At 42.5% G+C, this 22,365-nt stretch carries 26 protein-coding genes and 1 pseudogene; 15 read left to right on the top strand and 12 right to left on the bottom strand.

Translation table 11 applies throughout. The features are described from left to right. Positions 1-185: 185 nt before the first annotated feature. Both JMY06_RS03685 and JMY06_RS03690 read left to right on the top strand, forming a co-directional pair. On the top strand, positions 186-773 hold the full coding sequence (locus JMY06_RS03685) for a hypothetical protein (protein ID WP_201616293.1): 588 nt from the start codon (positions 186-188) through the stop codon (positions 771-773). Between the two features lie 133 nt (positions 774-906). Further along, the gene (locus JMY06_RS03690; protein ID WP_201527311.1) at positions 907-1,431 is read left to right on the top strand and encodes a cytochrome b; all 525 of its coding nucleotides are present in this window, start codon (positions 907-909) and stop codon (positions 1,429-1,431) included. Between the two features lie 162 nt (positions 1,432-1,593). Here the strand turns inward: JMY06_RS03690 and minE are convergent, their stop codons facing one another. The 5 genes from minE to JMY06_RS03715 form a co-directional block, all read right to left on the bottom strand. Continuing rightward, on the bottom strand, positions 1,594-1,884 hold the full coding sequence (gene minE / locus JMY06_RS03695; RefSeq protein ID WP_201527313.1) for a cell division topological specificity factor MinE: 291 nt from the start codon (positions 1,882-1,884) through the stop codon (positions 1,594-1,596). A 2-nt stretch (positions 1,885-1,886) separates the two neighbouring features. After that, on the bottom strand, positions 1,887-2,699 hold the full coding sequence (minD, locus tag JMY06_RS03700) for a septum site-determining protein MinD (RefSeq protein ID WP_201527315.1): 813 nt from the start codon (positions 2,697-2,699) through the stop codon (positions 1,887-1,889). Positions 2,700-2,924: 225 nt separating this feature from the next. After that, positions 2,925-3,752, bottom strand: coding sequence for a septum site-determining protein MinC (gene minC, locus JMY06_RS03705; RefSeq protein ID WP_201616295.1), 828 nt, complete (start codon positions 3,750-3,752; stop codon positions 2,925-2,927). Between the two features lie 261 nt (positions 3,753-4,013). Next, positions 4,014-5,120, bottom strand: a complete 1,107-nt coding sequence (locus JMY06_RS03710) for a hypothetical protein (protein ID WP_201616297.1) — start codon at positions 5,118-5,120, stop codon at positions 4,014-4,016. A 187-nt stretch (positions 5,121-5,307) separates the two neighbouring features. After that, positions 5,308-6,270, bottom strand: coding sequence for an acyltransferase (locus tag JMY06_RS03715; protein ID WP_201527321.1), 963 nt, complete (start codon positions 6,268-6,270; stop codon positions 5,308-5,310). Between the two features lie 403 nt (positions 6,271-6,673). On the opposite strand from JMY06_RS03715, the gene JMY06_RS03720 reads away from it, so the two are divergent. The 6 genes from JMY06_RS03720 (at position 6,674) to JMY06_RS03740 (ending at position 10,884) form a co-directional block, all read left to right on the top strand. After that, a complete protein-coding gene (locus tag JMY06_RS03720; protein WP_201616298.1) occupies positions 6,674-7,327 on the top strand; it encodes an OmpA family protein in 654 nt (217 codons plus the stop codon). Between the two features lie 277 nt (positions 7,328-7,604). Next, positions 7,605-9,074, top strand: coding sequence for an imelysin family protein (locus JMY06_RS03725; RefSeq protein ID WP_201616300.1), 1,470 nt, complete (start codon positions 7,605-7,607; stop codon positions 9,072-9,074). 175 nt (positions 9,075-9,249) lie between these two features. Continuing rightward, positions 9,250-9,405, top strand: a complete 156-nt coding sequence (locus JMY06_RS11760) for a hypothetical protein (RefSeq protein ID WP_201527325.1) — start codon at positions 9,250-9,252, stop codon at positions 9,403-9,405. Positions 9,406-9,492: 87 nt separating this feature from the next. After that, the gene (locus JMY06_RS11765; protein ID WP_227672145.1) at positions 9,493-9,726 is read left to right on the top strand and encodes a hypothetical protein; all 234 of its coding nucleotides are present in this window, start codon (positions 9,493-9,495) and stop codon (positions 9,724-9,726) included. A gap of 66 nt (positions 9,727-9,792) precedes the next feature. Next, positions 9,793-10,170, top strand: coding sequence for a M48 family metallopeptidase (locus JMY06_RS11770; RefSeq protein WP_227672146.1), 378 nt, complete (start codon positions 9,793-9,795; stop codon positions 10,168-10,170). A 102-nt stretch (positions 10,171-10,272) separates the two neighbouring features. Next, complete coding sequence (locus JMY06_RS03740; protein WP_201616302.1) at positions 10,273-10,884, top strand: methyltransferase domain-containing protein; 612 nt, start codon at positions 10,273-10,275, stop codon at positions 10,882-10,884. A gap of 37 nt (positions 10,885-10,921) precedes the next feature. On the opposite strand, the gene JMY06_RS03745 is transcribed toward JMY06_RS03740, so the two are convergent. Continuing rightward, the gene (locus tag JMY06_RS03745) at positions 10,922-11,833 is read right to left on the bottom strand and encodes a hydrogen peroxide-inducible genes activator (protein ID WP_201527327.1); all 912 of its coding nucleotides are present in this window, start codon (positions 11,831-11,833) and stop codon (positions 10,922-10,924) included. Between the two features lie 312 nt (positions 11,834-12,145). Between JMY06_RS03745 and ahpC the strand changes: the two genes are divergently transcribed. The 3 genes and pseudogenes from ahpC to JMY06_RS11865 all read left to right on the top strand — a co-directional run bounded on the left by ahpC (position 12,146) and on the right by JMY06_RS11865 (position 13,703). Continuing rightward, positions 12,146-12,712, top strand: a complete 567-nt coding sequence (gene ahpC, locus JMY06_RS03750) for an alkyl hydroperoxide reductase subunit C (RefSeq protein ID WP_201527328.1) — start codon at positions 12,146-12,148, stop codon at positions 12,710-12,712. Between the two features lie 267 nt (positions 12,713-12,979). Next, positions 12,980-13,456: pseudogene (locus tag JMY06_RS11775) on the top strand (SDR family NAD(P)-dependent oxidoreductase). A gap of 118 nt (positions 13,457-13,574) precedes the next feature. Further along, positions 13,575-13,703: an SDR family oxidoreductase gene (locus JMY06_RS11865; RefSeq protein WP_265087865.1), complete on the top strand. Its 129-nt coding sequence runs from the start codon at positions 13,575-13,577 to the stop codon at positions 13,701-13,703. Between the two features lie 148 nt (positions 13,704-13,851). On the opposite strand, the gene JMY06_RS03760 is transcribed toward JMY06_RS11865, so the two are convergent. Beyond that, positions 13,852-14,097: a YdcH family protein gene (locus JMY06_RS03760; protein WP_201527329.1), complete on the bottom strand. Its 246-nt coding sequence runs from the start codon at positions 14,095-14,097 to the stop codon at positions 13,852-13,854. A 538-nt stretch (positions 14,098-14,635) separates the two neighbouring features. Between JMY06_RS03760 and ahpF the strand changes: the two genes are divergently transcribed. Then, positions 14,636-16,216 carry an alkyl hydroperoxide reductase subunit F gene (ahpF, locus tag JMY06_RS03765; protein WP_201616304.1) on the top strand — a complete coding sequence of 527 codons (1,581 nt, stop codon included), beginning with the start codon at positions 14,636-14,638 and terminating at the stop codon, positions 16,214-16,216. Positions 16,217-16,333: 117 nt separating this feature from the next. Here the strand turns inward: ahpF and JMY06_RS03770 are convergent, their stop codons facing one another. From JMY06_RS03770 to JMY06_RS11990, 4 genes are all read right to left on the bottom strand, one after another. Beyond that, a complete protein-coding gene (locus JMY06_RS03770) occupies positions 16,334-16,666 on the bottom strand; it encodes a TIGR01244 family sulfur transferase (RefSeq protein WP_201527331.1) in 333 nt (110 codons plus the stop codon). A gap of 151 nt (positions 16,667-16,817) precedes the next feature. Beyond that, positions 16,818-17,144, bottom strand: coding sequence for a beta-lactamase hydrolase domain-containing protein (locus tag JMY06_RS03775; protein WP_201616306.1), 327 nt, complete (start codon positions 17,142-17,144; stop codon positions 16,818-16,820). Between the two features lie 257 nt (positions 17,145-17,401). After that, complete coding sequence (locus tag JMY06_RS03780; protein ID WP_201527342.1) at positions 17,402-19,111, bottom strand: SulP family inorganic anion transporter; 1,710 nt, start codon at positions 19,109-19,111, stop codon at positions 17,402-17,404. A 73-nt stretch (positions 19,112-19,184) separates the two neighbouring features. Next, complete coding sequence (locus tag JMY06_RS11990; protein ID WP_413786881.1) at positions 19,185-19,634, bottom strand: ArsR/SmtB family transcription factor; 450 nt, start codon at positions 19,632-19,634, stop codon at positions 19,185-19,187. Between the two features lie 352 nt (positions 19,635-19,986). Here JMY06_RS11990 and JMY06_RS03790 point away from each other — a divergent pair, with 352 nt between their 5' ends. The 3 genes from JMY06_RS03790 (at position 19,987) to trxC (ending at position 21,747) form a co-directional block, all read left to right on the top strand. Continuing rightward, positions 19,987-20,859: an MBL fold metallo-hydrolase gene (locus JMY06_RS03790; protein WP_201616308.1), complete on the top strand. Its 873-nt coding sequence runs from the start codon at positions 19,987-19,989 to the stop codon at positions 20,857-20,859. A 216-nt stretch (positions 20,860-21,075) separates the two neighbouring features. Continuing rightward, entirely contained in the window at positions 21,076-21,258 is a 183-nt protein-coding gene (locus JMY06_RS03795; protein ID WP_201616310.1) for a DUF2892 domain-containing protein, read from the top strand. 51 nt (positions 21,259-21,309) lie between these two features. Next, positions 21,310-21,747: a thioredoxin TrxC gene (gene trxC, locus JMY06_RS03800; RefSeq protein ID WP_201527345.1), complete on the top strand. Its 438-nt coding sequence runs from the start codon at positions 21,310-21,312 to the stop codon at positions 21,745-21,747. Between the two features lie 150 nt (positions 21,748-21,897). Here the strand turns inward: trxC and JMY06_RS03805 are convergent, their stop codons facing one another. Further along, positions 21,898-22,299, bottom strand: coding sequence for a hypothetical protein (locus JMY06_RS03805; protein ID WP_201527346.1), 402 nt, complete (start codon positions 22,297-22,299; stop codon positions 21,898-21,900). Between the last annotated feature and the right edge of the window lie 66 nt (positions 22,300-22,365).

Below are 22,365 nucleotides of genomic sequence, written 5' to 3' on the forward strand. Positions count from 1 at the left end.
TAACGATTGGCGTTGTTAGGTCCTCAATACTATCCAGCGGCTACGCTCTGGGCACTGCCTTTTACGTTAATGAGATGAGTACTGATTTTTCTGAACCCCAACCTTCTCAACCTTAATATTCTTCACTTTAACGTCTTAGCCCTTAGTCTTTAATATTTTTTATTTTAATCTATGATGAGCGATCCATGAACCAAGTAAGAAAACATACGTTTGAAGCAGTAAGTCTGCTGACAGCGGACAATGGCATGCTTGATGTGACCCTTGTTCCTGCTATTAATCAGCCTGACTGGATTATCCCTAGTAGCTTAATCCTTAGCGTTGATAATTATGACGATCGCATTTGGACTTATCTGTGGCAGCAGCAAGAAGTGATGGTATTTCATCTACTACCATGCGATCAAACCCCAGATAAACTCATTGTGTTAGAGGGAAATACGACGGTGCATCGATTGGCGTTGCAGACCGCAGGCGAGCTGCGTGAGCTAAAGGTCAGAATCTCCGATGTTAAAGACGCAGAATTGCCTGAACGTTATGTTGATGTTGCCATTAGCAATATTGACTATAATAAAGCCAAAGACGATGGATTCAATATCTATAAGCAGATCAGTAGTGAAGATGAGGGCGAAAACAACAGACAAGATATAGTCGAAGAACACTTCAGAGAAAATGTGGTGTTATCCTACTTATTCCAAACGGTTGTTATTGATGACATCCCTTATATCGTACCCGATTTGGATAAAATTTCTCACCAGTTAGTTGATTTAGACAGTTAGAATAAAGTGCTTTATCAATGATAAATAATAGTAAAATATTTCCGGAAACAATTTGTTTATAAGTATTTTATTAAAGCATATTGTATCAAGATACAATAGGGCGTTTAGATCAGCATCGCTAAAAAGGGTATTTATGAATAAGGGTAATGTCAGCGTGCAAAAGTGGCCAGCTAGTAGCCGAGTGTTTCACTGGATCAGCGCATTATTATTGCTAGGGACGTGGCTGCTCATGTTGCTATACAGCTATACCGATAGTAAGGTATATATCGGTTTGCATAAAGCCTTTGGTATCAGTGTATTGTTTTGGATGATTGCGCGGGTGATTAATCGTGTGTTTATGAAAGCACCACCCTCGGTGCCGATGCCTAAATGGCAAGCCATAATAGCCCACTTAACCCATTTTGCTTTGTATGCCTTGCTGATTGCTATGCCAATAACCGGACTGTTGATGTCAGTTTATGGGGGACGTCCGGTTGATATGTTTGGTCTGTTCCAAATTCCGGTATTTGTGACCCCAGATCGAGGTATGGCACGTTTCTATAATGATGTACATGCTGATATCATTTGGCCGATGATTATCGCGTTTACCTTAGCGCATATTGGCGCGGCGTTATACCATCAGTTTATCAAAAAAGATGGTTTAATGGATCGTATGTAATAGTGGTTCATTGATATTAAGCTGCCGAAAAAAAGGTATTACTGATAAAAAAGCACAACTAACAACGAAGAATATGAGCCATAAAAAATGCCCTAAGTATCAAGCTTAGGGCATTTTTTCGAACACTTAAAATGTTTGTTGATTTACTGAATATTGCTATACTTATTTTTTATGCTCAGGCAAGCTAATGTTCATCTCAAGCACATCAAGGGTATCTTCATGACGATGGTTGATATTCACATCATCAATCTGTACACCATTGACATATTTATTCACCACTTCAAGTATTTCACGTTTCATTTTTTCGATACGATCAGTAGTTAAGCGATTATTTAAACGGTTTTCACTGGCAACGATAACTTTTAGGCGCTCAGTTGCCATATTGGCACTACCCGCATCGCCAGCATCATCTGTACCGAATAAGTTACTCCAAAATCCTTTTTTCTTGCTCATTATTAACCTCCAAACCAGCGCTGTAAGAAACTCTTTTTCTTCACGTCAATATGACGTAGGGGTCGCTCTTCACCTAAGAAGCGGGCGACGATATCGTCATAGCATTGACCAGCAACTGAGTCAGTATAATGAATGACTGGCTCGCCATGGTTAGAGGCTTCAAGCACAGAGTGACTCTCGGGAATAACACCTAATAATGGCACTTTCAAGATGTCGTTAGAGATGGTTTCAATACTCATCATCTCATTGACCGCTGCGCGTTCCGCATTATAGCGCGTGATGATCAAATGCTCACGTATTGAACCTTTGTCTTCTTCAACTTTTTTGGTGCGGCTTTGCAGAATACCAATAATACGATCAGAGTCACGTACTGAAGAAATCTCAGGGTTAGTAACGATAATGGCCTCGTCGGCATGATACATGGCCAGCTGAGCGCCGCGTTCAATACCTGCTGGCGAATCACAGATTATATAGTCAAATTGCTTAGACAGCTCCTCCATGACTTCCGCTACGCCCTCGTTAGTCAACGCATCTTTATCACGCGTTTGGCTGGCAGGCAGGATATATAAATTTTCCAGCTGCTTGTCCTTAACCAAGGCTTGTGACAGGCGGGCATTGCCTTTAATGACATCAACAAAGTCATAAACAATACGATTTTCACAGCCCATAATCAAATCTAGATTACGCAAGCCCACATCAAAATCGATAACCACTGTCTTATAGCCACGTAATGCTAAACCGGCGGCAAAAGAAGCACTGGTCGTGGTTTTGCCCACACCGCCTTTACCTGAAGTGATTACAACAATCTTTGCCACAATGGCACACTCCTATCAATCAATGGGATGTCTGTTAAATAAAACAGCGCGTTCGCTTATGAGATAACTATACTCTGCGTGTGTAAGACTAGCATAAATAATCAAAAATTTATAGCAAGTCTGCATGAAACGACAAAATACGACTAAAATAAATAGGACGTCATTACGCAGATTATAAATCTTCTCGCTTTTACTATCTTGTTATATAAACATAACAAAATGATTTTATACAGTATCGATTACTTTAAACACCAAGCCTTGACCTTCAACAAAGCGCACTTCTACTGCTTTATCAATGACCTCTTCTGGTAAGTTATCACGCAAGCAGTAGGTGCCGGCGACTGATACTAGGCTGGGGTTAAAAATTTGGCAAAAGATACGAACGTCTTTATCACCGGTGGCACCTGCAACCAAACGTCCTTGCGCGCGTCCGTAGACATGCAAGTTATTATCAGTGATGGCTTCAGCGCCACTATTAACGCTATTGGTTAATATTAAATCACCGCCAACATGGTTCAAGCTTTGGCCTGAGCGCAGCATTTGGTCATAGATTAAACTGGTAATGTGTTCTGCACTAAGGAAAGTTTCTGTAGGCGCGGATGTTGCGTCAGGAGAATCTTCGACGGTCGAGGGAATGACCGCATTATCAAGTGGTGCTTCAGAGGCCGTACTAACCGCTGCTTGACTGATCTGAGTCGTTGGTTTTTTACTGGGTAAAATGCGTTCAATACGCTTGCCATCTGCTGGGAATATCGCCAGTCGTTGCGCACGCGCTTGTTCTTCAAGCACTCCTGTGACCACGCCAATCGGTTGTAGTCCCCACGACCATAGCAGCTCTACTAATGCGGATAAATCTTGCACAATATCGCTGTCGATAATGACCGGAATATTGCTGGTTTTATTACTGAGCATTCCTGTAAGCTGCGTATCAATTGCCACTAGGTCGTCAGTATTTATTTGCAAGCGTGAAAAAGTTAGCATTTTCCCATAGAAGGTCATAGCAGACGCGGTTGTTGGGGTCAGTATGTGGTTGTCTGTATCCGAAATCGTCATAATGTCAGTCCTTAAAAGTCAGTCACAGTCGTTATTATTATTAGTTATGTGAATACTAGTTATCTAAGCAATGAGTCAGTTAAGCAATTATTAAATGAATATTTCTTAGGCGATTGAGGTTTACGCAACAGCTTAAACCTATCCATGAGCAGTGTACTATATCCATGAGCCGTGTACTACCAAGTGTAATCCTACTCGTTATAAAATGCACTGAATGTTGGTATGCTAGCTATTTTCCATAAACCTCAATTATTATGTCTATTAGAATTTCAGCATATCTTGGTATTTCCATTGTTGAACTTTTATTTGCACCTCAAACTCGGTTAGGCTGTCGGCAATGATACTGGCTATTAACGATTCCAGCGCCGTATTATTGGTATCAATATGGGTGACACCGTGGGCAATCGCCACCATTAAGCCATCAACACGCTCAGGGTCGAGCAAGCGCTCATTAATCGAGTACACGACATTTTCGCCAACACTGTGCCCGATATCTAATAATTGTGATTCAATCAGTTTGCCCGCTATCGGAATCAGGCGCAGATAACGACGCAGCTCTGGGGTATTGGCCAGCCCCTCTTGAATGGCATTACCGACCTCACTGGCCAGCAAATTACCGCCTACTGAGTCATTGGTCAGCTTGTGCAATTGTGGCGCGAGCTCTTGGCGCAGTAATGATAGCAAAGTGGACTCGATCTCATCACGGTTGCGCGCGATGGTGGATTCAATCAAAGACTGTTGCATTTTAGGGTCGGTAAGCTGCTGGCGATAATTATGAATGGTGGTCAAAATAACGCGATCGGACAGCTCTTCTAACAGCAGGTTAATATAAAACTTAATGCGATCGAGCCACGGCTGCGGCAAGACTTGATAGCCGAGTTGGTACAAGCGCCGGCCAATGACCACCGCTCGAAATAAGCGCAAGGCACGCAGCTGCGGAAAACAGCCCAGCACTTCATACCAATGGATAAAGGGAAAGAAAAACCAACGATAATAAACCTGCTGCTTGATGGCAACCGCCCAGCGGACTAGTAGCTCAACAATTAACAGTATGGTAAAAAATCCGCCGGCAGTACGTAGCGGGTCATGTATGACCGCTTGATACCAACTCAGACCCTCGCTAAGTGCCAACCAGCCTGCCACATTACTACTAAAATTACTCATCAAAACCGCATCGATACTGATTAATAGCAAGTCAATACTAATAGCTATCATCATGACAATGTCATAGGTCAGCTTTAAGCGATTGGGTTTCGGATGATCAGGTTTGGGGCGCTTGGGGTATGGTGGTTCTGGCGGCTGTGCATTGGTTTGATTTGGTAATGATTTTGGGTCTAAAGGTGGATTGGCAGCAGAAGAGGCGGACACAGTCGTACCTTATGTTGAGTAATGATATTAGGTATTGAGTGAAATAAAGAACAAGGCTTTAGATTCAGGATAAGCGCTGCCAATTATTATAAATGAAAACCACAAAAGGCGATATTAGCGCTATTTTACTCTAACATCGCATTTGTTATCCATGCTGTTTAATGAACCAGTATTTCTTACCTGCCAGTTAAGCATCTTCGTCTGCGGGGTTAGCTTCAAACTCAGCGAGCATCTCATCGATACGCTTATCCTTTTGCTGCCAAGCTTGGTCCAGCCAGTCAAACGTCTGCGCTTTGATATCTTCATCATCTTCATAGCGGCCACTTTCTATAGCCGTAAATAGTGCTTTAGGCATCTCGATATAACGTACATCGACGCCCAAACGCTTGATATTACCTTTCCATAAGTCGCTATAAGTCGGTATGCCGTCTGGATAGACAATCGTCATGTCCAAAATGCCATCGATATCAGCCCCTAAAGCGTTAATAGCCAGCGATAAGCCGCCTGCTCGTGGTTTGAGTAAATGCTGATACGGTGATTTTTGCTTGTCGTGTTTGGATTGGGTAAAGCGCGTGCCTTCTAGATAATTCAGTAGAGTAAAAGGTTTGTTTTTAAGCAGAGAACAGGCACGTTTGGCTTCTTCGATATCTTTGCCCTTCAGCGCCGGATTTTTGGCAACCGCTTCTTTAGAATGGCGGCGCATCATGGGAAAATCTAGAAAATAAAAGGCTTGGCCAATGACAGGAATATAAATCAGCTCAAACTTGGTAAAAAATCGTGTCAGTGGCAAACGATTTTCACTGATATATTGCACCACACTGGTATCGACCCACGATTGATGATTGCTAATGAGCAAGTATTTACCATTGGGATGCACATCATCGGGCAGACTAATCCGCCAATCCTTGCGCGGCAAAATATTATCAATCAACGCGTTATTACTGCTAATCCAACGGTTGGTGACTCTAATTACGGTGTCATCTGCAACTTGTGAGCCGGTGATGATTTTGGCCGCGCCCATTAACCATACGGGAACACTAGCGGCAACACTATTGGCCGCAATGACACCGGTAGCCGTAGCTAGGGAGACGGCTTTGCCAAGTTTAGGCGCGCGTTTATGTAAGTCTTGAATGGCAGCAGTCAGTCGCATGTTAAATCCTCTTATCTATTCTTGATCGGGCTATATATCTATGTCGTTGGTTCTACATTGGTAACTACTAATCATACGCTGCCTGATTCTAGCAGAAATCAGTGATAGTGTACGAGTGTTAACGTGACTGATAATAATAAGATATAAAAAGGCATAAAGGCTTGTTTATTCTAATGATTTATTAGCTAAGAATAACATAGAGACATCAAGATATCCTAGTGGCTTAAAAGAGTAAGCCACTAGGATATCATGCACATCTTGTACATAGATATGACAAAATATTACACATAGATAGGTTGTGCTTGCGATAATAATAACGAGTATGAACAACACCTAATAAGCTATTTAAATAGCATACCTTATAATGTTAATTTTTATAATACTAATTTAAGAGGAATATATTATGCGTAATCAACTTATGGTCTTGGCAGTGGCATCAGGTTTAGCACTTACTGGTTGTGCCACTGATCCAAATACTGGAGAACAACGTCTCAATAAAGCCGCTATTGGCACTTTAGCGGGCGCAGCTGGCGGCGCAGTTATTTCTAAAGCAACTGGTGGTGGCAGTACTGGTCGTGATGCCGCTATTGGTGCAGCACTGGGTACTGGTGTTGGGTATTATATGGAGCGTCAAGCCAAGCAGCTTGAACAACAAATGGCGGGTACAGGCGTGGTTGTTACGCCAAATGCTAATGGTAATATTGATCTAGTAATGCCAGGTAATATCACATTCTCATTCGACAATGCGACCTTGAGCTCGAGTTTTAAGCCAACGCTTGATAAGCTTGCGTCTACCATGAATCAGTACAATCAAAACTCTATTACTATCGCTGGCCATACCGATAGCAAAGGTTCAGCGTCTTATAACCAAGGTCTATCACGCGACCGTGCTTATTCAGTAGCTGACTATTTAACCGCACGTGGCGTAGCCTCTAGCCGTATCAACGTTGTTGCTTATGGCCAATCTCGTCCAATCGCTGATAATAACACTGAATACGGACGTCAGCAAAACCGTCGTGTCGAGTTAACGGTTAATGCACCAAATAGCGTTCGTTAATTAACGAACAAACATTTAGGTTCATTAAGAAGGTCAGCACTGAGCTGGCCTTTTTTCATGGCAAATTTTAACAAGTTATTTATATAAATTATAGTTTGTACTTTTTCTAGTTTTAAAGCGGGTGAATAAGCTGGCAATTGTTACTTGAAATTTGATGATAGTTATCAATAATATTATAATTTGCACGACTCGGAATATTACCTCAAACTCTGAGTGTTATCTTAAGTGTCACCAATTTTTTGTCTTTTTACTTCAATGAATCCCATCGAGTACATGTATGACTATCCCCACAGTGACGAGCCGTAAAATTTTACCAACCACCTTAGCTGCTGCATTGGCAGCCGTGTTGATGGTAACCGGTTGCAGTAAGCAGACCGATGAAGTTGCCGCCGCTACCGATACGCAAACAGAAGTACAAGCCACCTCGACCGTCGATATTAAGCAAGTATCCGCTGCTGAACAAGCCAATATTGACCGCTTACTTATCAGTTATTCAGATATGGCGCATGCCGCTTATAAGGATTCGTTAGAGACAGCCAAATTGCTGCAAACGGCAGTGAATACTTATGTGGATACGCCAACAGCAGCCAATCTTAATGCGGCAAAAGCGGCTTATAAAGTGGCACGCCAACCCTATACCCAAACGGAGGTTTTCCGTTTTGATGAAGGTTTCGTTACTACCAATGACCAGCGTGCTATTGGCAGTGTCGATGGCTGGGAAGGTCAGGTCAATGCATGGCCACTCGATGAGGCGCTAATTGATTACGTCAGTGACAGCTATATCGGTGAGTACAATAGTAAAGACAATATCATCAATAGTGATAGCATCTCGGTCGGTAGCCTAAAACAGGACACTAGCACCATCACGCCTGAGCTACTAGCAGAGATGAACGAAATCGGTGGTAGTGAAGCCAATGTCACTACCGGTTATCATGCCATCGAATTTTTATTATGGGGTCAGGATACTAATGGCGTGGGCGGGGGCGCAGGTAATCGTCCAGTTAGCGATTTTGTGACTGACTCTACGAATGAGGCGGGTCAATGTACTAGCGGTGAGACAGTCAATACAGATGCGAGCATTTGTACGCGCCGTGGCCAGTATCTAAAAGCGGTTACTCAATTATTGGTAGATGACTTAACAACGATGGAAGTTGAGTGGCAGCCTGAAAGTGAAAACACACTCCGTAGCGATATGATGGCGCGTAAAGATAACAATGGTCTACGTCAAATTCTGTACCAAATGAGCAGCTTAGCCCTTGGCGAGTTGGCCTCTAAGCGTATGCAAGTTGCTTTTGTGACTGGTTCTACCGAAGGTGAGTATGAGTACTTTAGTGATTTGACCCATCTAAGCTATGCTAATAATGCGCGCGGTATTCAAAACGTCTTTAATGGTAATTATAAAACGGTCGACGGTAAATCAGTTGGCGGCTATGGTATCAAAAACTATTTGATAGATACGAATCATAAAGACGCTGCCGATAAACTAGCTGCTGACTTTAAGAAGGTAGAGGATGCCTTTAACGTTATTGTTGCTAAAGGCGAAAAAGAAGGCATCAAAGTTGACCAAATGATTGCGACCGTCAAACAAGCAAGCAAGCATGGTATTTCTGCTGAAGAGCAAAATAAGCGTCGCGGCTGGATTGAGAGTGGTATTAATAGCTTACAAGAGCTGGCCGCTGGTATTGAAAATGCCGCCAATGCCGTCGGTATTGATAGTTTAGATGCGGATGCCGGTTCACAATTTTAGGATAAGCGTTTTCATCAGTATATTGCTAGTGTCGCAGTTGATAGCCAGGATAATCTGTTATGCGTGACCACACCGATTGGCGGCTGCGCGGCACTCTAAGATTTAACGATACGTGAACTGTGCGACTGCATGATTGTGCCGGGGCGTCGGTGCTAGCAGCAACAACGTCAATGCTATGCATGCAGGATTTATTGTCAGTGATGGTCAAGGACAATTGACCACGTTAAGTCCAGTAGCATTAGAACAAAAAAGTGACAAGCTAACCGAAGGTATTGTTAAAGACAGCTATCTGCATATGATGTCTTTTGACAATCATTTGCAAGCCCTCTGATTATAGCCGCTTTGATTATATGCATTCTGATTACAGGTACCATGAGTGTTAAGCGGCATAATTGTTAAGCTTTATAAGGTAGAGTTGATGATGCTACAGGATTTTACCACGCCTTTATTAGAGTCTGTAATCCAGCGTTTAGCAACGGTAGGTATTGAGCTGCAAGTGACTAAAAAGCGCGTTAAGAATATTAACTTTCGCCTCAAGCCGTATGTATTAATGGTCTCCGTACCCATGACTATTAGTGCTGTGCAAACGGCGCAGGCTATTGATAAGCGAGTAGCTTGGTCGCTAGATAATCACCCGCAAGTGTTAGCATAGTATAAGCGTAGACAGGAATATGGACAGCTAGCAGCAACTAATTCGTCCACAACACCTGCTCCTGTTATGTTATGGAGTAAGGCGCAATCCTTTACACTTAACAATGATGAAAAGATCGCCTATTATCGGCAACAGCTCTCAGATGTCACGCCTGCTTTATTCGACAAATGGCAACCTATCGTTGGCGCTTATGCTCATGACGTACGTATCAAAAAAATGCATACGCGATGGGGCAGTTGTAATACAGGCGCGCGCCGAATTTGGCTCTCAGTCTACCTTCCTGCCTATCCCATTGAATGCACAGAATATGTGATCGTCCATGAGCTGTGTCATTTGCATCATGCCAATCATAGCCGCGCCTTTTGGCAAACCGTTGCTACGGCAATGCCAGATTATCAGCAGTGGCATGATAGGCTGGCTGGCAAGTCTGGGCAGCTAGATTAGAATAAATACATGATCAATGTACTCCATAAGCCTGATATGATAAGCCCTAATGCTACAAGGCTAACTGCTTAAACAACATGGCAGTATATAGGGATATATCGTATGAATATTGTCGATCAAGCCGGTTTTTGGCAGCAGCGTTATGAGAAAAATAGTACTGGCTGGGATATGGGTGAAGTATCATTGCCACTTAAGGCTTATGTTGACCAGTTACCCGCATCGGCTAAAGATCAGGCAATTTTGGTTGCTGGCGCTGGCAATGCCTATGAGGTCGGTTACTTGCATAAGCAAGGCTTTACCAATGTGACTTTGGTTGATTTTGCCCCAGCAGCTATTGAAGCCTTTGCTGAGCGCTATCCAAGCTTTCCAACCGAGCATCTTATCTGTGCCGACTTTTTTGCCTTGTCGCCTAACGATTATCAGTTCGATTGGGTGTTTGAGCAAACTTTTTTTTGTGCGATAAATCCTGCACGCCGTGATGATTACGTTCAGCAAATGGCAAGACTACTCAAACCTAACGGCAAACTGGTTGGGTTGTTATTTGAGAAAGATTTTGGCAAGCCACATCCGCCCTTTGGTGGTGACGCAGATGAATATCGTCAGCGTTTTGCGCCATACTTTGATATTAAGGTGATGGAGCCTTGCTACAACTCACATCCTGCACGTCAAGGTAGCGAGTTGTTTGTCAAGATGCAAAATAAACGTCAGCATTAAATAGATAATGTTTAGTTAGGTTCGTTATGCTAAATAGCTAATCATTCGTTTTGGCAGCATCTTCTAAAGCCTGCTTAAAAAGGTCACCCAGCAAATTCACATCATCAACGCGCGCATAATTTAAGCGAGTGACAAAGGCAATATGACGATGCGGGCCGGTCTCTGCCAATGGCACTGCAACCGCATCTTGGTTCTGTAGGTGTAATTGATTTAGCGCCATTTCTGGCACTAGTGTTGTACCCATATTAGCCAGTGCCATTTGGATTAAAGTATTTAAGCTGGCATCAGAAAAGCTTGATTTCATCTGTTCCCGATCAAAATGACAGACTGATAATGTCTGGTCAGTCAGGCAGTGACCTTCACCGAGGAGCATAAGATTAGCAGTCGCAAGCTCATCAGAATTGATGGTGTCTAGTTTGGCATGCACATCGTCTTGTGGGAATACCGCAAAGAAATCCTCGCTCCAAAACTCAAAGCTATGCAGACCCTCTATTGCATAGGGGAGCGCAATAATAGCCGTATCAATATGACCATAGCGTACCTGTTCGAGTAGGCGCTCAGTTTGTTGTTCCACGATGGTCATACGAAATTCTGGATAATGTTGTCGTAGTGCTGGTAGTACCTTGGGAAGTAGATAAGGGGCGATAGTTGGGATAATACCCACTGTCATCGGGTAGGCAAGCGGCGTTTGGTGGCTCTGCGCGCGGGTGGTCAAATCATTAATTTCAGAAAATACCCGCTGTGCTCGGGTCAGAATGTCTTGTCCAATCGGGGTGATGAGTACTTGCTTATTATTACGCTCAAAAATCTGGGTGTCGAGCTGTTTCTCAAGCTCAGCGATACCCAAACTAAGGGCAGACTGGGAGATATTGCAGTCTTCAGCAGCGCGTTTAAAATGGCGATGTTTAGCAACGGCTAAAGCAAATTCGAGTTGACGCAAGGTAATCATAAGGGTTCCCTTTTAACGGAAAATTAACAAGTATGGCTGAGATAACTAATATAGTTTTTTAGTGATTTTTCATCTTACTAAGATTAAATAGCAAGGCGGTTTACGTATTGTTATCTATTGATTGGGAGCGGTTAGAATAGTTTAACAAGATTAATAAAACAAAACATCACATTAAAATCTTTTAACTGGATTAACCATAGAATTCACGTATAGTTTGTCAGGTAGCCTAGTTTAGATAAAGCGATAAGCACTGCACTAAGTAAATCGGTTAGATAAATAACCACTAATTAATTAACAATAAAGGAGCCAATCATGGCAGCTATTATTAATCAAGAAATCCCAGAATTCTCAACTGAAGCGTTTGTAAATGGTGAATTCAAAACCATTACTTCAGACGACGTAAAAGGCAACTGGGCAATCTTCATGTTTTACCCACATGACTTCACGTTTGTGTGCCCAACAGAACTAGAAGACATGGCCAATCATTATGACGAGCTTAAAGGCTTAGGTGTTGAAGTATATGCAGTATCAACAGATACTCATTTTGTTCATAAAGCATGGCATGATTCTTCAGAAGCGATTGGTAAAGTAACCTATCCAATGCTTGGCGACGGTACTGGTAAAATCACCCGTGGCTTCAACATCATGATTGAAGAAGACAACGCAGCTCTACGCGGTACTTTCCTAGTAGATCCAGACGGCTTAATTAAAGTTGCTGAGATTCATGACTTAGGTATTGGCCGTAGTGCAAAAGACATACTTCGCAAAGTGAAAGCAGCACAATATGTACGTGAAAATGACGGCGAAGTTTGCCCAGCAGCTTGGGAAGCCGGTCAAGCAACTCTAAAACCAAGTCTTGATTTGGTTGGTAAAATCTAAGGTTAGTAAAATATAAGATTGTAAAATCTGATCTATCGCCTTTAAGGGTTATTCTCTGATTTTTAAGGTGATCTAAAAGGTCCCCAACATTTATATGTTGGGGACCTTTTTTTATATCTTATCTACACGCTATCACCAAATTCTATCTGATTTTTATTACAAATTAGCCATGCTAATTATTGATTTTTAACCAAATAATACTCATAGAAATAAGGATTTAGTACATAGCGTAATCGTTGTTTTACTATATTAAAAAAGAGAAATTGAATGATCAATCAATCATTGGATAAAAACTTCCAAAGCAACAGCAATCCTTACCAGGCTCGCAGCAAGAGCAGCATCCAAGTAAGCCCTGAGGTATTATCAAAGGAGTACCCAAACGGTAAGCTCGCGCGCAAAACGGCCATCATTACTGACGCTGACAGTGGTATCGGACAGGCGGTAGCAATATTATTTGCCAAAGAAGGCGCGGATGTGGTGGTCAGCTACTTATGTGAAGATGAAGACGCCAAAGTCACTCAGCAGCATGTAGAGTCTTACGGTTGCCGCTGTGTATTGGTGGCCTCCGACTTATCTTCCGAGGACAACTGCTAACAGCTTATTGATAAAGCAGTTTCTGAATTTGGCAAAATTGATATCTTAGTTAACAACGCCGGACGGCAGGTTGAACAGCAGTGTCTTACCGATATCAGCACCGAGCAGCTGAATAACACCGTTCATACCAACTTTTATCCGCACTTTTAGTTAAGTAAGTTTGCGCTGCCTTATATGCAGTCCGGTAGCATCATCATTAATACCACCTCGATCACTGCTTATCGTCGCTTCATTTAGCTCTGATGAGATCAAAGCGTTCGGACAAAATATGCCGATGGGACGTGCCGGTCAGCGCAATGAGGTTGCGCCAGCTTACTTGCATCTGGTTAGTGACGACGCCAGCTTCGTCACCGGTCAAGTGATTCATGTCAATGGTGGTGAGATTGTTGGTGGCTAGTGATATTGTAAAATTAGTTATTTTTACCATTTTTGCACGACATAAAACCTATCGCCACAAAGCCTAGGATTAGAGCGACAATCAAGCTTGGTTGCAATGCCAGTTGGGAGCGAAGTTGAGGTAACATCTTTTTAACATGTCCTAAAAATTAGGAAGTTTTTAATTTGTTTTTATCAATTATTTTATAAATCTCATATTTAAGCTGTAGTTTTCGGCGCTTCATTTGCTCAATTTCCTCATCACGACTGGCGTGCTGAACCAAGTCTTTCTCAAGCTGATTAATTTGCTGATCAAGCTGAGTATGCTCATCAAAAATACTCGCAAAATAGCTGTCTTTCTGCTTAAGTTCGGCGATAATATCTCTGTTATCTTGCCATGTATCAGTCTTTCTCATGTTGTCATCCTTGTAATTTAGCGCAAGCTTAGAGTAAGTACTCAAGCACTGGCGCGGGGCGGTTAAGACGGTTTATGATTACGAGACTTGTTTGTTATAAGGCTTAATTGTTGTGCTGCTTGATAGTCATACAGCGCCATTGTTATAACGCTTAGTATTAGAAGGGAATGATACTAATCGGTCATGACGAACTTCTTTTTTTACTAGAAAAACAGGCTATAAAACCTATAATCTACTCTCGATTGTAGCGAAATAATGCCACTGATACCACGGCTATCATTTATCTATAGGTTTAAAATACAAAACTAGTATTAATATATGATTTGTTTTATAGAACATAGAATTTGAATTTCTGAGCTTGCTCAAAATAGCGAAACCTCCGATAATAGGGCTATCAAAGGTTAGCAGCTTAACTTGATTAGTGTTTCAAGTTTATTTACTGACACTTAGACACTGACCTAATCACTTCTGTACACGTCGCATTGTCGCTGACGTTACATATTCAATAATAACCATTCCATGACAAATAGGAACAATTATGATAGATCAAGGCTTATTAGACGCCGTTAAAAGCTACAGCGAAAATATGACTCGCCCGATTAGCTTTGTATTGGGGTCAGGCGAGCATAGCAAACGTGCTGAATTGGTTGATTTTTTGACTAAAATAGCTGGTACCACTGATAAGATTAATTTTGACGCTGATGTAAACGATGATAGTTTACCTAGCCCAATCAGCTTTGCCGTGCGTAGCCATATTGATGGCGAATTGACTGATACCGGTATCGTGTTTAGCGGTATTCCTGGCGGTCATGAGTTTACCTCACTAATCTTAGCGATTTTGCAAGCTGGCGGTCATACTTTAAAACTTGATGAGGGTATTCAAAAGCTGATCAAACGTTTTAATAAACCATTACAGTTTCAAACTTATGTGTCGCTATCCTGTCATAACTGTCCCGATGTGGTGCAAGCGCTGAACCAGTTTGCATTATTAAATGACGATATCAGCAATGAGATGATTGATGGCGCTTTATTCCAAGAGCAGGTAGACGCTAACAATATCCAAGGTGTACCAGCAGTATTCCTAAACGGCAAACCGTTCGCTAATGGTAATATTGATACCGCTAAACTGATTGAAAAGTTGCAAGCTCAATTCCCTGATTTGTTAGCAGAGGGCAGTGTGGACGACGCTGAGCAGTTAGAGCAGCAAGATGTGACTATTATTGGCGCAGGTCCTGCAGGGATTGCTGCTGCCATTTATACCGCTCGCAAAGGCTTAAAAGTAACCATGGTTGCTGATCGTATCGGTGGTCAGGTGAAGGATACCCAAGATATTGAAAACTTAATCTCTGTACCTTTAACTACAGGTACTGAACTATCAACAAACTTCGAAAAGCATTTACACGAATATAATATTACCTTAAAAGAACATGTCAGTGTTAAAGAGATCGGCGAGACTAAGGAAGAGAACTACAGCATCCATTTAAATACCGGTGAGAAATTTGAAACTCGCAGCATTATTTTAGCCACAGGCGCTCAATGGCGGAAGCTTGGTGTCCCAGGTGAAGAAGAAAATATCGGTAAAGGCGTTGCCTATTGTGCCCATTGCGATGGTCCTTTCTTTAAAGGTAAAGATGTGTCCGTCATCGGCGGCGGTAACTCAGGTATCGAGGCTGCAATCGACTTGGCTGGTATCGTTAAACACGTGACTGTATTTGAGTTCGCTGATGATCTAAAGGCCGATCAAGTATTGATTAATAAAGCCAAAGAAAAAGCCAATATCGATATCATCACCAGTGCCGCGACCAAAGAAATCAAAGCGACTGATGATAAAGTAAGCTCTATCGTCTATGAAGATCGGAATTCAGGCGAGACCAAAGAGATAGATTTATCAGGAGTGTTTGTACAGATTGGCTTGATACCCAATACGGAATTTGTCAAAGGTTTCGTTGATGTGAATCGTTTCGGCGAGATTGAGATTGATGAGCGCTGCCGTACTGATCGCAGAGGTATCTTTGCTTGTGGTGACGTGACGACTGTTCCTTTCAAGCAGATTAATATTGCGATGGGTGAAGGTAGTAAAGCGGCTTTGTCAGCGTTTGAATATTTGGTGATGCAGTAGGAGTTAAAGTTAAGTTTCTATAAGCTCAAACAAAACAAGCTCAAATAAAAATCCCGATGCTTAGGCGTCGGGATTTTTTTGTTTAAGGGTATGTTTGTTTCTAACAATTAATGCGTATTAGTCATCCAATAAATCCATTTTCTTTGCCGCTTCATAAATGCCCGTTGAACGAGCACCGACACGGCAAAACATCAATATTGGTTGCTCAGCTTGATTAAAAAAGTCAGCAAAGTCTTCGACGTGGGTTTGATTTAGATCACTACTGGCAAATGATATTTCTTTATAGGCGAGGCCAGCCTTTTTAGCGGCAGCAGCAAGCTCGGCACTGGTCGGTTGTCCGGCTTCTTCGCCATCGGGACGGTTATTAATGATGGTTTTAATACCATTTTCGGCAATCATAGGCACTTGGTCAGGAGTGATTTGACCGGTAATACTAATTTCGTGGCTCATAGGAGCTCCTTTTTTATTATCAATTTAAAGAGTTGAAAGTTAAGCACTAAGATATAGCGACTTAAACACAGTGGTTTAGATATAGTAATTAAAATATACGAGCCAAGCGTAGGCTGATTAGAGTTACTTTTAAAGATAAGGTATGTAAGCGTTAGAGAAGGCCTTGCATCAGGGCGCTTTGGTATAGCAACTTGGCACGTGCGCCCGTACCGCAAAACATCAATATCGGTTTGGGTACCGTATGATAATATTCTGCAAATTGTTCAATAGTAGTCATGCTCAAGCGCTCATCGTCAAATGGAAGATGATGGTAAGCTAAGTTTGCCTGCTTGGTGGCTGCCGCTAAATCATCACTATTGGGCTGCATTACTGTTTCAGCATCTGGGCGGATATTAATCACGGAGCGGTAGCCAAGCTCAGCTATCTTACTACATTGGATAGGATAAATTTGCTTATAAATCGTTAGATTGTCGGTCATAAATAATATCTGATGCTTTTATTAAAGACTATTGAGGAATATTAAGTGTTATTAAGAAAAGTTAAGTGCTATGAGAGGAGCAAGTTGGGGGGCTGCTAATTGCTACGTGCAACCGGAATGTAGGATTAGCATCGCTTGGCAAATCTCTCTATTTAGTTTAGCTTTTCATTTATATTAACCATCATAACGGTATTTTGTGGCAGACAGCAAGCATCGCTGTTAATTTATAAATAAACCGGTTGGTATTGACCCTTTTTCTAAATATTCTTTAAGGCATCAACGGCATCTATCGTGCTTAAATAAACCTGCCCTGTTAGCTCAGTGATTAACGGCGTACCTTCAATAACGTCCATGACAGGGCCTTTAATAAAGCTGAAGTGTAAGTGTTTATCTTTAATAGCCAGCTCTTTATTTAGGGTGCTTAGCATCTCTTGGGCAGTCAGATCAATATGATTGACCGCTGCCATAATAAGAATAACCTCATGCGCATCTGGGTACTGTTTGGTGGCTTGTAAGACGCGGCGATAGACTGATTCACTATTGCCAAAAAACAAACTCTCATCAATACGTAACATTACTAAGTTATGATAAGTCACCACGTCATGGCGATTAATATTACGAAAGTGCCCCGTACCTGCTAGTTGGCCCACGATAGCTACATGTGGCTGACTGGACTGCAAAATGAGACTGGCAAATGACACCATTAAGCCAATGACCAACCCTGTATTGAGTCCGAATATTAGTACACCGGCGAATGCTGCCATAAAGCTTGCAGCATCTAAGCGGTCGCGCTGCCATGCAGACTTTAGGGTGGCAATATCGATCAGCCCAATAATAGCGGCCATGATGGTCGCGCCCAAAATCGCGTAGGGAAGGGGGGCGAGTGCATCTCCAAAAGCTATTAGTGCGGCAATCATCACCATCACCGTCACTAGGCTGGCAAGTGGCGTTTTTGCACCTGAATCGACATTGATAGCGGTACGTGAGAAGCCACCAGCGATGGGAAAGCTTTGAAAGAAGCCGCCTGCAAGGTTAGCAAGTCCTAGTCCTGTTAGCTCGCGATTGGCATTAAATGTCTCACCACGCAATCGCGCATAAGTGCTGGCTACTGAGCTGCTTGATACAAAAGCGATAAGCGCCATCAGCCCTGCGGTAGGTAATAAGTTGAGTGCTTCATTGAATTCTGGTACATAGGGTAAAGTTAAGGTTGGTAATCCTTGCGGAATATTACCAATGGTTGCCACGCCATTCGTCGTCCAATGCAAGCTCATACTAAGGGCGATCGCAATGCCAAGTAGTATGAGCGGAAATAATCGTTCTGCCCATTTTGCGTGCGATGATGATAGCCAAGATTGCCATACCCATCTCTTGCCGTAGCGGTTCATAACCATAAGCGTAAAGGCGGTTACACCGATAAGCAATGTCAGTGGATGCAACTGACGAGCATACATCTGCATGCTAGATAAATAACCTATTAAGCCGTTTCCAGCTATCGGTATGCCAGTCAGGTACTTAAGCTGGCTGACAAAAATCAGTACGGCCGCACCGCTGACAAAGCCAGCCGACACCCCGCGACTGATGAACTGCATAATCCAGCCCAATTTAAGCCATCCAGCAATCCATAATAGCGCACCGACCATTAACGCAAGCAGACTTGCCATCAGTACATACTGTTCAGCACTTTGGTTGGCATAAGGGTGCAAGGCGCTAGCCGTCATGATAGCAGTAATGGCCGCTGGTCCAACCGCCTGTACATTGCTAGAGCCAACCCATGCATACACCATGACCGGCACAATCGCCGCATATAGCCCATAAACGGGTGGCAGACCTGCTAGCACCGCGTAGCCTAAGCTTTGGGGGATGACCAACACACCTACCACCAGCCCTGCGATCACGTCAGTTGGTAAAGTGGCAATCTGGTAGTGGCGTAACCAAGCAGGAATCAGACGCGCAGCAATCGAGGACATATCAACTTATCATCACATTAAATAAACACAACGCCATATTACCATCATATTAAAAAGTACGGCTAATGCAGTATCAAACTGTTTGACCACAAAAGCGTTGATATAGCAGCTGCAATACGGCCAAAGCATCGTCACTGGCGATACTATAATAAATTTGTTTGCCCTCGCGGCGGGTAGTAACCAGCTCATCTTTACGCAAGATGCCCAGCTGCTGCGATAGGCTTGGCTGTCCGACACCCACTAGGCTCTCAAGCTCGCTGACGCAGTATTCACCTTGGGTCAGCTGACAGAGTAATAATAAGCGGTCAGGGTGCGATAGTGATTTCAATAGCTGACTGGCTTGCATCGATGCTTGTTGCATTTGGGTAGCAAGATCACTTGGAACAAAGTCAATAGGAGCAAGGTCAGCCGCTACAAAATCTGTAGCATTTGGGTTTTGGGTCAAAGTTGTCAGAGTATGCTCCTTAGTATATGTCGCAGCGACAGCAGTCGCAGTGGTTGTGTATTTATTAGCTATATTCATGTTAGTGTCCAACATTATAGTTAACGGTGAGAATATGCCACCTTTCTGCGTATAAAAGTATTTAAATTATAAGAGATTGCTGCTAGGTATTAGTTATTAAGTTATAACCTATTATAGCAAATTATCGTCATTTACATTATATGAAATGATAAAGTGTTAGGTCACTGCTATATTGGTAATGTAATTAAGACAATACAAAAATTAAGTGTTATCAGAATACTATATGATTATAGACTATACTTAACTCAATAATTAACTAACTATTGTTTAATTAATTATTGGTTTAATAGTTAACTATTAAACAGAGTGTCATTTCACTATTAAACAACAGACTAATATCAGTGAGGTAACCATGCAAGTTCATTCTTTCTTACATCGCGATACAGAGACTTATACCCATGTCCTAGCGGACGTTCAGCAGCAGCTGTGTGCTGTTATTGATCCGGTATTGGACTTTGATCCCAAGTCAGGAAGTACCGGTACTACTGGTATTGATGAAGTCATTGAGTTTGTACGCAGTCAAAACTGGCAGCTGGTTTATATTATTGAGACCCACGCCCACGCTGATCATCTTTCAAGCGCTACTCATCTACAAGAGACGCTGGGCGGGGAGTTGGTGATGGGACGCCACATTACTCAAGTACAAAAAATATTTAAGCAAATCTATAACTTTGATACCAGTTTTCGTACCGATGCCAGCCAGTTTGATATTTTGACTGATGAAGGCGATAGCTTATTGCTGGGTGCAATTACGATTACGGCGATGCATGTGCCCGGACATACACCTGCTGACATGGCATATATTGCCATTGACGATGAAAAGACAGCGGTGTTTGTCGGTGATACGATATTTGCGCCAGATGTGGGCACAGCACGCTGCGATTTCCCCGGCGGCGATGCCAAGACATTATATCAGTCCATTAAAAAACTGTTGGCACTTGATGACGATACGGTGATGTATCTGTGTCATGACTATCCGAGCCAAGGTCGCAAGCATTGTCCAACTACTACCGTTGCTGCACAAAAACTAGCCAATATTCATGTAAAAAACGGTATTAATGAAGCAGAGTTTGTACAGATGCGTGAGCGCCGTGATGCCACTTTAGAGATGCCACGCCTCATTATTCCGTCAGTACAAGTCAATATTGATGCAGGAAATTTACCTGAACCAGAAGCCAATGGCACTCGTTATCTAAAAGTACCTATTAATGTCCTAGGTCAGTAATTACATAATAAGTGATTTATTCATAAGAAAATAAGTAGCGGCTTATAAGATTGCGAGTAATAATCTGCAATAAAGCGTAAACCTATGAAATATTAAGTAAGCACGAAACGAACGTGATTTGTTATTGTGCTAGTCTAGACGCTAACGTCATGACTGGCTCATATTTATAACCCTTGTTCATAACAATTGTCTTTTATATCTTTTAAGGAGTCAGTCATGAAAATTAATATTGGCAGTACCGAACGCATGCTCCGTTTCATTGCGGGTGTCATTATTATCGGCGTTGGCGCTTATTATCAAAGCTGGTGGGGTGTGATTGGTCTGGTACCTTTATTAACCGGACTATTCCGTTTCTGCCCACTATATGCGATGTTGGGTATGAATACCTGTAAGAGCTAAGAAGCAATCAGTTACTGCCAAAATAGATACGGTTAGAATAGGAGTCATAATATGAGTGAACAGGACTTGCATATCGTTTGCACAAACTGTCAAGCGACCAATCGTGTGCCTACTGCCAAGTTAGATAGCGCACCCAATTGCGGTAAATGTGGAGAGCTGTTATTGACAGCTAGTCCGCATGAGCTAACGGCGCAGACAGTAAATAAAGTCATTCAAAAAAATGACATCCTGACCATTGTGGATTTTTGGGCGAGTTGGTGTCAGCCCTGTTTAATGATGGCACCGCAGTTTAAGACAGCAGCCAGTCAGCTACCAAAAGTGGTGTTCGCCAAGATACAGACAGATAAGTATGAGCAAGCCGCTGCGCCTTATAATATCCGTAGCCTACCGACTATGGTGGCTTTTAAGAACGGCAAAGAAGTCGCACGGCAGTCAGGTGCGTTGCCCACTGACCAAATCGTACAATGGGTACAAAGTTTGCAAGCGTGAGCATTATTTTATTATAAGTTCACTGTTTCAAACATTAAAAAAGCCAATACCTTGATAGCGTATTGGCTTTTTTAATGCTTGTTTTGTCAATACAGTCGTTATTAACACTGATGTTATTAACATAGGGTTTATTCAAGCATTTACTGAGTATTATTCACCGTAAATCTTTACGCCTTTGGCAAAGCTACAACGCTGGATACGCGCAGATTGAATAATGGCGTCACGTTCACCGTAAAGTCGTGACAATTTAGCATCACGCGCTTTATTATTGTTGCTTTTACCCACCCCAAAGCTAATATTAGGGGAGATGCCCCAGCGCCCTGCGGACACACCAACCCCCAAACCCGAGGCAGATAGGGTCGATTGTTGCTTACGAGCGCTCTCAACATAGCTATTGACACGCATATATTCTTGGCTGAGCGCTTGGCAGTCGTAGTTTTGATAGTTACTTGGCGGCACATATTGGGGAGTCAGATTACCAGTAGAGGCGCAGCCTGTCAGACCAAAAATGCCGGCTGTTGCCAATAATGTCGCTGCAGTAAGAGTTTTCATAGTGGCTCCATAGGGCTAAGGTATTGTCTTAATATAGCAAAAATAAGTCTAAAACAAGGTTAAAAC

It is taken from the genome of Psychrobacter urativorans (assembly GCF_904846675.1).
Taxonomy (GTDB): domain Bacteria; phylum Pseudomonadota; class Gammaproteobacteria; order Pseudomonadales; family Moraxellaceae; genus Psychrobacter; species Psychrobacter urativorans_B.